This window comes from Salinilacustrithrix flava (genome assembly GCF_041228405.1).
GTDB classification, from domain to species: Bacteria; Actinomycetota; Acidimicrobiia; order Acidimicrobiales; family Salinilacustritrichaceae; genus Salinilacustrithrix; species Salinilacustrithrix flava.
Genome location: NZ_CP133888.1, coordinates 2,841,787 through 2,854,332, shown reverse-complemented (window position 1 = coordinate 2,854,332; position 12,546 = coordinate 2,841,787). Strand labels below are relative to the sequence as shown.

Here is a 12,546-nt window from a genome sequence, read left to right as displayed (position 1 = left end):
GAGACGACGTCCGCAGCCTCCCCGGCTCGACGAGGACCTTCGCCTCTGTCAGGGTTCGCCCGTCCCGCGCACGGTCGAGGTCGACGCAACGAGGAGGAGATGATCGTGGAGCACGAGCGCAAGCTCTGGTTCAAGCGCCGGCGGTACGGCTTCGGTTGGACACCTGTCACGTGGCAGGGATGGGCGGCCGTCGGCGCCTTCGTCGCCGTGCTGATCGCTGGCGCCTTCCCCGCGGAGCGAGCGGGCGGCGCGGCGGAGGCCTCCTACCTCCTCGTGGTCGTCGTCGCCATCGCCGCCCTCGTCGTGATCTCCACCCGGAAGGGGCCGACGCCACCCCGTTGGCGGTGGGGGCCCTCCGAGGACGACGACCCCGCCGAGGACCTGTAGCGACCTTCAGGCGAGGTGCTCGACGAGCGCCCGGAAGGCCCGGCCCCGATGGGACAGGTCGTGCTTCTCGTCGGCGCTCATCTCGGCGAAGGTCCGGCCGTCACCCTCGACCGGCACGAAGATCGGGTCGTAGCCGAAGCCGCCCGAACCCCGGGGGGCATCGGGCACATGGCCCTCGACCACCCCGCGCACGACCACCTCGCGGCCGTCGGGCCACACTGCCGCGGCCGCGGCGACGTAGCGACCCGACCGCCTCTCCCCCGCCACGCCGTCGAGCTCGCGCAGGACCCGGGGGATCCAGTCGGACTCCTCGGTCCAGCGCGCCGAGTGGATGCCGGGGCGGCGGTCCAGGGCGTCGATCTCGATGCCGCTGTCGTCGGCGACGGCGAGGTCACCGGTCGCCTCGCACACCGCGCGCGCCTTGAGCAGCGCGTTCTCCTCGAACGTGGTGCCGGTCTCCTCGACGTCGGGATCCTGCGCGGAGACCACCCAGCCAGGACCGAGGATGTCGCCGACCTCGTCGACCTTGTGGGCGTTGCCCGTGGCCAGCACCACCGGGCGCGGCCCGTGCGTCATCGCTGAGCGGGGCGAGGCGCCGGCGCGTCGGCCACGTAGGCCCGCTGGCGCTCGACGAGCTGACCGATGCCCTGCTCGGCGAGGTCGAGCAGCTGGTCCAGCACGGGACGGCCGAACGCCGCGCCCTCCGCGGTGCCCTGCACCTCGACGAAGCTGCCCTCCGACGTCATCACCACGTTCATGTCGACATCCGCGGTGGAGTCCTCGGGGTACGGCAGATCGCAGACCGGCACGCCCTTGACCACGCCGACGCTGATGGCGGCGCAGAACGCGGTGAGGGGGTGCTCGGCGATGTCGCCGGCCGCCACCCGCCGGGTGAGGGCGTCGTGGAGGGCCAGGTAGCCGCCGGTGATGGCGGCGGTGCGTGTGCCACCGTCGGCCTGGAGCACGTCGCAGTCGACGGTGACCTGGCGCTCGCCGAGCAGGCGCATGTCGCAGACCGAGCGCAGGGATCGGCCGATGAGGCGCTGGATCTCCTGGGTGCGGCCGCTCTGCTTGCCCTTGGCGGCCTCGCGGCCGACGCGTTCGGGGCTCGAACCCGGGAGCATGGAGTACTCGGCGGTCACCCAGCCGCTGCCCCGGCCCTTCATCCACCGGGGCACGTCGTCCTCCACCGATGCGGTGCAGAGGACCTTGGTCTGGCCGAAGGAGATCAGGCAGGAGCCCTCGGCCATGACGGTGGGGTCTCGCTCGATCGTGACCGGGCGGAGCTCGCCCGGGGCGCGCCCGTCGCCGCGTGTCGTCTCGGTGTCGGTGCTCATGTGTGCGTCCTCAGGCTCGGAATGTGGCGTCGATGTCGGCCACCTCGATCGGGCCGGCGAAGGCCCGTGCCGCATCGGTCCGACGGGCCTCGGGGTCGCTTCCCGGTGCGAGGTGGGTGAGGACCAACGTTGCCACACCCGCTTCGGCCGCCTGGCGGCCGGCCTGGGACGCGGTGAGGTGCTGGACCACGTCGGCGTCGTCCTCGTCGAGCGTGGCCTCGACGATCGCCAGGTCGATGGTGCGCCCGATGTCCGGACCGAGCGAGGCCAGCCGCCAGGCGTCGCCGGTGTCGGCGGAGTAGACGATCGAGTGCCCGGCGTGCTCCGCCCGGATCGCCAGGGTCTCCACAGGATGATCGGTGCGCGAGAAGGACAGGTCGATGTCGCCGATGGTCGCCGTGCTGCGCTCGTCGATGACCTGCGGGGCGAAGGTCGGCTCCGGCTCGGCGGCGATGGCAGCGAACTGCTCGGCGGTGCGCGCCGTCCACAGCAGCGGCATCCCGAGGTCCGGCGCACCCACGCCGTACCGCAGGGCGTTGAGCAGCACCGGCAGCTCCAGCCAGTGGTCCGGGTGGGAGTGGCTGACCACGATGCCATCGAGCTCGAGGAGGGCGACGTGGCGCTGGATGTTGGCGAGCGATCCGGCGCCGCAGTCCATCCAGAGGTTCGTCGTCGCCGTGCGGAGCAGGTAGCCGCTGCACGCGCCACCCGCCCCCGCGTAGGTGCCCGAGCACCCGAGGACGGTGACCGAAAGGCCGGGCGGGGCGTTCACGTCTCCCACCGTACGGCGCTGGCCACGTCCAGCTCCGGCCCGAGCAGACGGGCGCCGAGCGCGCGGAAGGCCTCCACGTCGCCGGAGCTGAACCACTGCTGGCGGCCACGTCCGCCGCGGTCGGCCGGTGCCCACGAGGACTCGAGCATCGCCCGGACCCGGAAGGCGGTCTCGTCGGCGGAGGACACCAGCACGACGTCGCGGCCGAGGACGTCGGACAGCGTGCGTGCCAGGAAGGGGTAGTGGGTGCACCCGAGGAGCAGGGCGTCGACGTCGGCCTCCACGATCGGGGCGAGGAGCCGTTCGGCGAGCACGTGCACCTGGTCCGAGCGCGTCTCGCCCCGCTCGACGAACTCGACGAAGCCGGGGCAGGCAGCGCACGTGAGCTCCAGGTGCGGGGCCACGGCGGCGACCTCGCGCTGGTACGCGCCCGAGGAGATCGTCCCGACCGTCCCGATGACCCCCACCCGCTGGTTGCGGGTCGCCAGCACGAGCGACGCCACGCCCGGCTCGATGACGCCGACGACCGGCACGGGGAGCTCGGCCTGCAGCTCGTCGAGCGCCGCCGCGGTGGCGGTGTTGCAGGCCACCACGACCACCTTCACGTCGTGGACGTCCACCAGCCACCGGCTGATCTGGTGGGCGAAGCCCCGCACCTCCTCGAGCGGCCGCGACCCGTAGGGGTAGCGGCCGGTGTCGCCGACGTAGACCAGGTCCTCGCCGGGCGCGAGGTCGATCAGGGCCCGGGCCACGGTGAGCCCACCGAAGCCCGAGTCGAACATGCCGATCGGACGGTCGTCCCCCACCGGCTCAGCTCGGGTCGGCCGACTCGTCGGGGACCATGGTGACCACCCGCTGCGGGAAGGGGATCTCGATGCCCTCGCGGTCGAAGGCGTCCTTGATCGCCATGGCCACGCCGGATCGGACCCGGAAGACGGTGGCGATGTCCGACGCGGTCCAGAACCGCACGTCGAAGTCGATGCTGGACTCGCCGAACGTCGTCACCCACGCCTGCGGTGCCGGGCCCGGGAGGACGCCGTCCACGCCGCCCACGGCCTCGAGGAGGACGTCCTGGGCCCGGTGCAGGTCGGTGCCGTAGGCGACCCCGACGGGCAGCACCGTCCGGCGGGTCGGCGTCGCCGTGTGGTTGACGATGACGTCGTCCATGACCATCGAGGACGGGATGAACACGCGCTCGCCGTCGAAGCTCTCGATGACCACGGCCCGGAAGTTGACCTCGGTGACGGTGCCGCTGCGCTCGTTGGTCCAGATCTGGTCCCCGACCCGGATGGGACGCCGGGTCTTGAGCATCGCCGACGCGAAGACGTTCTCCAGGATCGCGGTGACCGCGAAGGCGATGGCGATGCCGGTGACGCCCAGGGCCCCGACCAGCGGCCCGATCTGCACGCCGAGGGCGGTGAGGGCGTAGAGGAGCCCGACCAGGACCACCAGGTTCCGCACCATGCGGGCGGCGAAGCGGGCGATCGCGCCCTCGGGGTCGGTGCGGCGCACGAGGCGCTCGATGATGCGCCGCAGCACCATCGCGGCCACCACGAACCCGGCGAAGGTGGCACCCGCCACCAGCCAGTCCGTGGCGGTCACGCCATCGCGCACCACCGCGTCGAGCTCGATCTCCCCGGTCGGCACCTGGCGGAGGACCGAGAGGACGGACGGCCCGGTGACGACGGTGGCGGTGTCGGCGACCATGGTTGACAGGTGCTCCTGCAAGCGGTTACATCGAACTTCGAACGGGCTGCGAGGATTGCACAGCGTGGGGGATCAGGTGACCGATGCCGGATGGTGGTCCGATGCAGTCGGCTACGAGGTGTACCTGCGCTCCTTCGCCGACTCCGACGGTGACGGCATCGGCGACCTGCCGGGGCTGATCTCCCGGCTCGACCACCTCGCCGACCTCGGCGTCGACATCGTCTGGGTGACGCCCTTCTACCCGTCCCCGATGGCCGACTTCGGCTACGACGTCGCCGACCACACCGGCGTCGACCCCCGCTTCGGCACGATCGACGACCTCGACCGCTTGGTCGCCGCGGTGCACGAGCGGGACATGCGCCTGCTCATCGACCTGGTCCCGAACCACACCTCCGACCAGCACGAGTGGTTCCGGTCGGCGCTGGCCGATCCGGCGAGCCCGTACCGCGACTTCTACATCTGGCGCGACGGCGCCCCCGACGGCGGTCCGCCCAACAACTGGCGCAGCCACTTCGGCGGTCCGGCGTGGACCCTGGACGAGGCATCGGGCCAGTGGTGGTGCCACCTGTTCCTGCCCGAGCAACCGGACCTGAACTGGGCCAACCCCGATGTCCGCGCCGCGTTCGAGGACATCATCACCCACTGGCTGGCGCGCGGGGTCGACGGCTTCCGCATCGACGTCGCCCACTCGTTGGTGAAGCACCCGTCGTTCGCGGACAACCCCGTGCTCGTCGAGGTCGGGCCCGATGCGTCTGCGGGCGAGGCGTTCGGCGCCATGCGCCACGACCACGACCTCGACCAGCCCGGCACGCTCGACGTCTACCGCGACTGGCACCGCCTGGCGCGGGAGCACGACGCGGTGCTGCTCGGCGAGGTCTACCTGGACTCGGCCGAGGCCGTCGGGGCCTACGTCGCCGACGGGGTGCTCGACCTGTCGTTCTTCTTCCCCGTGCTTCACACGACGTGGGACGCCGAGGTGCTCCGCCACGTGGTGACCGCGACGCTCACCCACGGCCGGGGCCGGTTCGCGTGGGTGCACTCCAGCCACGACGACCCCCGCGCACCGACGCGCTTCGGAGGCGGGGACCGGGGCCGGCGCCGGGCGCTCTCCTTCCTGGCCTTCACCGCGTTCCTGCCCGGCCCCCTGTTCCTCTACCAGGGTGACGAGCTCGGCCTGGTCGACGGCGAGGTGGACCCGGCGGCCGCCTCCGATCCCGTGGCGGTGCGCAACACCAACCCGGACGGCGGGCGCGACCCCGTCCGCACCCCGATGCCCTGGTCGCCCGACGCCCCGAACCTCGGCTTCTCGACCGGCACGCCGTGGCTCCCGATGCCCGCCAACCACACGGCGGCGGACACCGTCGATGCCCAGCGTGAGGACCCCGGATCGACCCTGCACGCCGTGCGTCGGCTGCTGCGGACCCGGCGGGAGCGGCGGCCCGGCACCGATCCGGTGGAGCTGCTCGCCGAGGGGCCGGCCGAGGTGCTCGGCTACCGGAGCGGCGACGTGCTCGTCGTCCTCAACGCCGGCGATCGCACGGTGACGGTGCCGCTGCCCGGGCCGGTCGAGCTGGCGTTCTCGAACGGCACGGTCGACGTCGGGTCCGGCCGAGCCGTGCTCGAACCCGATGCGGTCGCGGTGATGGAGGTGACCACGTGACCCCGACCGACGCACCGAAGCGCCGGACGCGCACGCGGACCCGCGCCGACGCCATCACGATCGAGGAGGTCGCCCGTCGGGCCAACGTGTCGGTGGCGACGGTGAGCCGGGCGCTCCGAGGCCTGCCCAACGTCGCACCCTCCACCCGCTCCCGGGTCGAGCAGGTCGCCCGCGACCTCAGCTACCAGGTCGACACGTACGCGTCGCGCCTGGCCACCGGCCGGAGCGACACCGTGGGGCTCGCCGTCCCCAACATCAACAGCTGGTACTTCGCGCAGGTGGCCGCAGGCGTCGAGGCGGTGCTGGCGGACGCCGGGATGGACGTGCTCCTCCACTCGGTGGGCGACGGTGCCGGGCGCGCTCGCCTCCTGTCGGGCCAGTCACCCGTCCGTCGACGCCTCGACGGGCTGATCCTCATCGACGTGCTGCTGACCGCGACGGAGATCCGAACGCTCGCCGCCGACCGGGTCCACGTCGTCACCGTCGGGCAGTGGACCGAGGAGTTCCCGTCCGTGACGGTCGACAACCGCGCGGCCGCGCTGGCCGCCACCCGCCACCTGCTCGACCTCGGCCACCGGCGGATCGGGCTCATCGGCGGCTCGGCCCACACGTCGCTGCCGTTCGACGTGCCCGGCCACCGGCGGCAGGGCTACGTCGAGGCGCTGCTCGAGGCCAGCCTGGACTACCACGCCGATCTCGAGGCCAACGGCGGGTTCTCGGTGAAGGGCGGCTCCGAGGCCATGGTCCACCTGATGAGCGAGTCCCGACCACCGAGCGCCGTGTTCGCCCTCTCCGACGAGATGGCCATGGGCGCGCTGCAGGCAGCGGGCGACCTCGGCCTCGCCGTCCCCGGCGACGTGTCGATCGTCGGCTTCGACGACCACGAGCTGGCCCGCGTGTTCGGCCTGACCACCGTGCGCCAGGACCCCGAGTGGCACGGCGCCACCGCCGGGCGGCTCCTCCTCGGCCTGGGCGACGATCCCCCGCCCGAGATCAGCCACGTGGTCGGCGACACCCGCCTCCTCGTGCGCTCCACGACGGCCCCACCCCGTGGTCATTGACAGGGAACGACCGCCGCTGTAATCGTTTACATGCCTCCACGGCCTGGGAGACCGGACCGCTGGAGGACTCAGCCAGCAACACAGGGGAAGACCAATGAAACGACCACTGTGGCGTATCCTCGCCGCTCTCTTCGCGCTCTCCCTCTTCGCGGCGGCCTGCGCCGGCGACGACGACGACACGAGTGCTGGAGACGACTCGGGAGACGACTCCGGAGACGACTCCGGCGGCGGTGACGTCGAGATCGAGAGCGTCGACGTCTTCCCGCTCCCGCCCGTCGGGGACTCCGGCGAGGTCGTCCTGACCGGCGGCACCTTCGCCGGTGCGTTCAGCGCCGATGAGGACACGATGGCGGTCCTCGAGTACATGGCCTCGCCCGAGTACGTGGAGCGTCGCCTCGAGGCCGAGGTCGGCGGCTTCCTGTCCGCCAACCAGAACGTCGACGTCGAGTCCTACAGCGGCTTCGAGCAGACGCTGGTGGAGATCCTCCAGAACGCCGAGTCCGCCCGCTTCGACGGCTCCGACGACATGGTCGCCGAGGTCGGCGCCGGCACCTTCTGGTCTGCCGCCACCGACATCGTCTCGGGCAACGCCACCGTCGAGGAGGCCTTCGGCGAGGTCGAGTCCGGCTACCCGCCGGTCCCCGAGATCGCCGAGTGCCCCGCCCCCGAGATCGGCCCTGGTGACGGCACCGTCACCATCTTCGGCCCCGAGGTCGAGCAGGAGCAGCAGGGCTTCCAGCAGTCCTTCGACGCCTTCACCGAGGAGACCGGCATCACCGTGCAGGTCCAGGGTGACCGCAGCGCCGAGGAGCAGATCGGCGTGCAGGTCCAGGGCGGCAACCCGCCCGACGTGTTCATCTTCCCGCAGCCGGGCCTCCTGCGTTCCTTCGTGGAGGACTGCCAGCTCGTCCCGCTGCCCGAGAACGTCGTCTCCGCCATGCAGGAGAACTTCGTCGAGGGCTTCATCGCTGGTGGCCAGGTCGGCGACCAGTACTACGGCGTGCCGAACAAGTCCGACGTCAAGTCCCTCGTCTGGTACTCGCCCGAGGCCTTCGAGGCCAACGGCTACGAGGTCCCCGCTGACCACGACGAGTTCGTCGCCCTGATGGACCAGATGGTCGAGGACGGGAACACGCCGCTGTGCATCGGCATCGGTTCCGATGCCGCCACTGGCTGGCCGTTCACGGACTGGATCGAGGACTACATGCTCCGCCTCCACGGTCCCGAGGTCTACGACCAGTGGGTCAACCACGAGATCCCCTTCGACGACCCCCAGGTCGTCGAGGTGGGCGAGTTCGTGATGGACATCTGGTCCGAGGACGGCTACGTCTTCGGCGGGCTGCAGGCTGCGGCGTCCACGCCCTTCGCCGAGAGCGGCCTCGGGATCATCGAAGGCGACTGCATGATGCACCGCCAGGCCAACTTCTACGCAGCGAACTGGCCCGAGGGCATCACGGTCGGCTCGGAGTCCTGAGCCAGCACTAGCGATGCCGATGCCGTGGTTCCACCGCCTCCCCGAGCCGGTGGGACCGCGGCATCGCCGCGTCCGGGCGACGTACCATCAGCGCCCGGACGCCAAGCGACCGATGTCCAGGGGGGACACCACATGACCGCACCCACCACTGCCCCGCCGACCGGGGGCGAGGACCCCGACGGCACGTCGCCGGACGGCGCCGGCACGCCGCGCCCGCGGGGCGCCACCGGGGCCAAGGCCGACGCCGTCCAGCAGCTCGTGGTGGCGGGCGTGCTGCTCGGCATCGCCGTCGCCTTCTGGTTCATCGACGCGCTGTCGGACTCGGCGCTGATGATCGCCCTCACCGGCGTGGTGATCTCCATCACCGCCTCGGCCGGGATCTTCATCGGCGCCAACGGCATCGCCAGCCTCCTGCCTGGCAACGTGGCCACCAAGCTCCGTCCCTGGATCTTCGTCGGGCCGGCGCTGCTGTTCATCTTCGTGGCGCTCGTCGTGCCGACCGCGCGCACGCTCTACCTGTCGATCCTCGACAACGCCGGCAACGACGTGGTCGGCGGCGAGCAGTACGGCTGGATCTTCACCTCAGACGACATCTTCGGCTTCGACGGCATCACCGACATGTTCACCAGCCGGCTTTTCTGGGTCGGCCTCGTGGCGCTGGCCGTAGGCGTGGGCCTGGCCATGCGCAACGGCAAGGCGATCGGCACCCGGACGGACTTCTCCTCGGCCGGCACGGTCCTGGCGATCGCCGCCGGGGTGACGTTCGTGCTGTTCTCCCTGTTCACCTCGGCGCGAGGCGTCGTCTGGAACAACCTCTGGTGGGTCTTCGCCGTGACGGCGATCGCCACCGCCCTCGGCCTCGCCGTGGCGGTGCTCGCCGACCGGGTGAAGGGCGAGGCCATCGCCAAGGCGCTCATCTTCCTGCCGATGGCGATCAGCTTCGTCGGCGCCTCCATCATCTGGCGCTTCGTCTACGCCTTCCGCCCGCAGGCCTCCGACCAGATCGGCGTGCTGAACGCCGTGTGGCGTGGCCTCGGCGGTGCGGTCCTGGACCCGCTCCAGGCCCGGCCGTGGAACACGTTCTTCCTCATCATCGTGCTGATCTGGGGCCAGACCGGGTTCGCCATGGTCGTGCTGTCCTCGGCCATCAAGGCCGTGCCCGACGACTACATCGAGGCCGCCCGCGTCGACGGCGCCACCGAGTCCCAGATCTTCTGGCGGATCATCCTCCCCCAGATCCGCTCCACGATCCTCGTGGTGGTCACCACCTTGATCATCCTCGTCATGAAGGTCTTCGACATCGTCAAGGTGATGACCAACGGCGAGTTCGGCACGAACGTCATCGCAAACGAGATGTTCGACCAGGCGTTCCGGTTCGGGAACATCGGCCGGGGTGCGGCACTCGCCTCCGTGCTGTTCCTGGCGGTCCTGCCGCTGATGTACATCAACGTCCGCCGCGTCCGTGAGGAGTCACAGCTGTGAGCGCGATCCAGAGCGAGCCGGGCCGACGCCTGGAGCCGGAGGGCGACGACCCCCGGGAGCACGGCGTCGAGAGCGGGCTGCCGCCGCGGGGGCCCAGGTCCCGAACCACCACGATCCTCGCCATCGCCTCCATGGTCGGCGGGGCCATCGCGTTCATCTGGGGGATGGACTGGTTCCTCTTCGGCCTGTCCGACGAGATCGCCACCCTGACCGTGGGCGGCCTGGCCGTCATGGTCCTCGGGGCCTGGTCCGCCGTCGGCGGGCTGCTCCTGCTCAAGCGGGTGTCGTGGGCACAGCCGGCGATGATCGCCACCTACGGGGTCCACGCCCTGGCGATCGCCATCTTCGGCGTCCTGTCGGCCGTCGCCAGCGGTAGCGACATCGCGCCGTACGCGATCTCCATCGCGCTGCTCGCCGCCGCCCTGGCGATGGTGTGGTTCCTGCGCTCGCCGGCCGTGGAGAAGGACTTCCCGGCCGACCGGATGTCCGGTGCCGGCCGCACCGTGGCCCTGTGGTCGATCGTGGCGGTGTGGTCGCTGCCGACCATCGGCCTGCTGCTGTCATCGTTCCGAGCCGAACGGGCGGTGAAGACGGAGGGCTGGTGGACGATCTTCACCAACCCCCAGCTGACGATCGACAACTACCGGATCGTCCTCGAGTCCGGCGGCAGCTCGGCTCCCAACATGTTCGAGGCGTTCTTGAACTCGATCGCCATCGTGCTGCCGGCCACGGTGATCCCGATCTCCATCGCGCTGTTCGCGGCCTACGCCTTCGCGTGGATGGAGTTTCCGGGCCGCAAGTGGCTGTTCGTCGCCGTGGTGTCGCTCATGGCGGTGCCGCTGCAGATGTCCCTGATCCCGCTGCTGCAGCTCTTCGTCGGCGGCGCCCACATCGGCAGCTTCACGATCTTCCCGGACCTCGATCTCAACGGCAAGGCGGTGTCGGTGTGGCTCACCCACACCGGCTTCGGCCTGCCGCTGGCGATCTTCTTGCTCTACAACTACGTGTCCGGCCTGCCCAAGGACATCTTCGAGGCCGCCCGCATCGACGGCGCCGACCACTACACCATCTTCTGGCGGCTCATCGTCCCGCTGTCGGTGCCGGCGCTGGCCGCCTTCGGCATCTTCCAGTTCCTGTGGACCTGGAACGACTACCTGGTGGCGCTGACGTTCCTCGGCGGCAACGCCGACGCCCACCCGCTCACGATGCGGCTGGCCAACCTGTCCGGCGGACGTGGCCAGGACTGGCACGTGCTCACCGCGGCGGCGTTCGTGACGATGAGCGTTCCCCTCGTCGTGTTCTTCAGCCTGCAGCGGTACTTCGTCCGAGGCCTGCTGGCCGGGTCCGTGAAGGGCTGACGCCCGATCCCAGACGCGAGACGGGCCCGGGCATCTGCCCGGGCCCGTCGTCGTTCTCGTGTGCCGTTCAGCGCAGCGTCAGGCCGGACTGGGAGTCGAAGAAGTAGAGGTTCGCGGAATCGATGGCCACCTCGATGGTCTCGCCCCGGTTCACGCGGCTGCGGGGGCTGAACCGCCCGACCAGGGGCGTGCCGGCGGCACCGGCCGTGCCTTCGTCCTTGACGTCGGGATCGCCCGAGTGGACCTTCGGTGCGTCGATCGAGGCGTGGATCATCAGCTCGGAGCCGAGCGCCTCGACCAGCTCGACATCGGTCTTGATGAGCTGGTCCCGGGGGTGATCGGGCTTGAGGGAGGCGTCCTCCATGTCCTCGGGGCGGATGCCCACCGTCACCTTCTCCCCCAGGTGGTCCTTCATGCCCGGCTTGCGCTCGAGCACCTCCGGCGGCACCGCCACGGTCTGGCTGCCCAGCTTCAGCGACGCGCCGCCGTCGGCGCGGCTCAGCACGCCCTCGTAGAGGTTCATCGACGGCGAGCCGATGAAGGCGGCGACGAAGACGTTGTCGGGGTGGTCGTAGAGGTTCTGTGGCGTGTCGACCTGCTGGAGGATGCCGTCCTTCAGGACCGCCACGCGATCGCCCATCGTCATGGCCTCGACCTGGTCGTGGGTGACGTAGAGCGTGGTGACCCCGAGCTCGCGCTGGATGCGGGCGATCTCGGCCCGCATCTGCACGCGCAGCTTGGCGTCGAGGTTCGACAGCGGCTCGTCCATGAGGAACGCGGCCGGCTGGCGCACGATGGCCCGGCCCATGGCCACGCGCTGGCGCTGGCCACCCGAGAGCTGGCCCGGCTTGCGGTCCAGGTTCTCGGTGAGCTCGAGGATCTCGGCCGCCTTGTGGACCCGCTCCTCGATCTCGGACTTGGAGACCTTGGCCAGCTTGAGGGCGAAGGCGATGTTGTCGAACACCGACATGTGCGGGTACAGCGCGTAGTTCTGGAACACCATGGCGATGTCCCGGTCCTTCGGCGCGGCCTCGTTCACCCGGCGGCCGGCGATGCGCAGCTCGCCGCTGGTGATCTCCTCGAGCCCGGCCACCATCCGCAGCGCCGTGGACTTGCCACAGCCGGATGGTCCGACCAGGACCAGGAACTCACCGTCGCGGATCTCGACTTCGAGTTCGTGCACGGCCTCGAAGCCGTTCGGATACACCTTCGAGACCTTGTCGAGGGTCACTTGCGCCACGACGGTTCCCCCTGTCGCTCGGCTGGCTGAAAGCGCTTGCAGCGTACACCGGCTCCGGCCCGCGTGTG

General features: G+C 70.7%; 12 protein-coding genes. 6 read left to right on the top strand and 6 right to left on the bottom strand.

The genetic code is table 11. From position 1 onward, the window contains the following. Window positions 1–105: 105 nt before the first annotated feature. Window positions 106–387: a hypothetical protein gene (locus RGQ06_RS13980; RefSeq protein WP_432430101.1), complete on the top strand. Its 282-nt coding sequence runs from the start codon at window positions 106–108 to the stop codon at window positions 385–387. Window positions 388–393: 6 nt separating this feature from the next. Here the strand turns inward: RGQ06_RS13980 and rdgB are convergent, their stop codons facing one another. From rdgB to RGQ06_RS13955, 5 genes are read right to left on the bottom strand one after another with little or no spacing between them, the layout of a single operon-like run. Then, a complete protein-coding gene (gene rdgB / locus RGQ06_RS13975; RefSeq protein ID WP_432430100.1) occupies window positions 394–963 on the bottom strand; it encodes an RdgB/HAM1 family non-canonical purine NTP pyrophosphatase in 570 nt (189 codons plus the stop codon). After that, window positions 960–1,724 (bottom strand): ribonuclease PH, encoded by a 765-nt coding sequence (gene rph / locus RGQ06_RS13970; protein ID WP_432430099.1) that lies wholly within the window; start codon window positions 1,722–1,724, stop codon window positions 960–962. Before rph ends, rdgB begins: the two co-directional genes overlap by 4 nt. Before the next feature lie 10 nt (window positions 1,725–1,734). Further along, window positions 1,735–2,496 (bottom strand): MBL fold metallo-hydrolase, encoded by a 762-nt coding sequence (locus RGQ06_RS13965; protein WP_432430098.1) that lies wholly within the window; start codon window positions 2,494–2,496, stop codon window positions 1,735–1,737. Continuing rightward, window positions 2,493–3,302 (bottom strand): glutamate racemase, encoded by an 810-nt coding sequence (gene murI, locus RGQ06_RS13960; RefSeq protein WP_432430097.1) that lies wholly within the window; start codon window positions 3,300–3,302, stop codon window positions 2,493–2,495. Before murI ends, RGQ06_RS13965 begins: the two co-directional genes overlap by 4 nt. A 4-nt stretch (window positions 3,303–3,306) precedes the next feature. Beyond that, entirely contained in the window at window positions 3,307–4,203 is an 897-nt protein-coding gene (locus RGQ06_RS13955; protein ID WP_432430096.1) for a mechanosensitive ion channel family protein, read from the bottom strand. Window positions 4,204–4,267: 64 nt separating this feature from the next. On the opposite strand from RGQ06_RS13955, the gene RGQ06_RS13950 reads away from it, so the two are divergent. The 5 genes from RGQ06_RS13950 to RGQ06_RS13930 all read left to right on the top strand — a co-directional run bounded on the left by RGQ06_RS13950 (window position 4,268) and on the right by RGQ06_RS13930 (window position 11,238). Then, window positions 4,268–5,863 carry an alpha-amylase family glycosyl hydrolase gene (locus RGQ06_RS13950; protein ID WP_432430095.1) on the top strand — a complete coding sequence of 532 codons (1,596 nt, stop codon included), beginning with the start codon at window positions 4,268–4,270 and terminating at the stop codon, window positions 5,861–5,863. Next, on the top strand, window positions 5,860–6,924 hold the full coding sequence (locus tag RGQ06_RS13945; protein ID WP_432430094.1) for a LacI family DNA-binding transcriptional regulator: 1,065 nt from the start codon (window positions 5,860–5,862) through the stop codon (window positions 6,922–6,924). The genes RGQ06_RS13950 and RGQ06_RS13945 overlap by 4 nt, the downstream gene beginning before the upstream one ends. Before the next feature lie 94 nt (window positions 6,925–7,018). Beyond that, window positions 7,019–8,398, top strand: a complete 1,380-nt coding sequence (locus RGQ06_RS13940; RefSeq protein ID WP_432430093.1) for an extracellular solute-binding protein — start codon at window positions 7,019–7,021, stop codon at window positions 8,396–8,398. A gap of 132 nt (window positions 8,399–8,530) precedes the next feature. Then, complete coding sequence (locus tag RGQ06_RS13935; protein ID WP_432430092.1) at window positions 8,531–9,880, top strand: carbohydrate ABC transporter permease; 1,350 nt, start codon at window positions 8,531–8,533, stop codon at window positions 9,878–9,880. Then, window positions 9,877–11,238: a carbohydrate ABC transporter permease gene (locus RGQ06_RS13930; RefSeq protein WP_432430091.1), complete on the top strand. Its 1,362-nt coding sequence runs from the start codon at window positions 9,877–9,879 to the stop codon at window positions 11,236–11,238. The genes RGQ06_RS13935 and RGQ06_RS13930 overlap by 4 nt, the downstream gene beginning before the upstream one ends. A gap of 67 nt (window positions 11,239–11,305) precedes the next feature. Here the strand turns inward: RGQ06_RS13930 and RGQ06_RS13925 are convergent, their stop codons facing one another. Beyond that, window positions 11,306–12,478, bottom strand: coding sequence for an ABC transporter ATP-binding protein (locus tag RGQ06_RS13925; RefSeq protein WP_432430090.1), 1,173 nt, complete (start codon window positions 12,476–12,478; stop codon window positions 11,306–11,308). Between the last annotated feature and the right edge of the window lie 68 nt (window positions 12,479–12,546).

What these genes read in the sequence shown, in the direction of transcription:
- rdgB (WP_432430100.1), bottom strand. Translation starts at nt 963, where the DNA reads ATGACGCACGGGCCGCGCCCGGTGGTGCTGGCCACGGGCAACGCCCAC.
- rph (WP_432430099.1), bottom strand. Translation starts at nt 1,724, where the DNA reads ATGAGCACCGACACCGAGACGACACGCGGCGACGGGCGCGCCCCGGGC.
- RGQ06_RS13955 (WP_432430096.1), bottom strand. Translation starts at nt 4,203, where the DNA reads ATGGTCGCCGACACCGCCACCGTCGTCACCGGGCCGTCCGTCCTCTCG.
- RGQ06_RS13940 (WP_432430093.1), top strand. Translation starts at nt 7,019, where the DNA reads ATGAAACGACCACTGTGGCGTATCCTCGCCGCTCTCTTCGCGCTCTCC.
- RGQ06_RS13935 (WP_432430092.1), top strand. Translation starts at nt 8,531, where the DNA reads ATGACCGCACCCACCACTGCCCCGCCGACCGGGGGCGAGGACCCCGAC.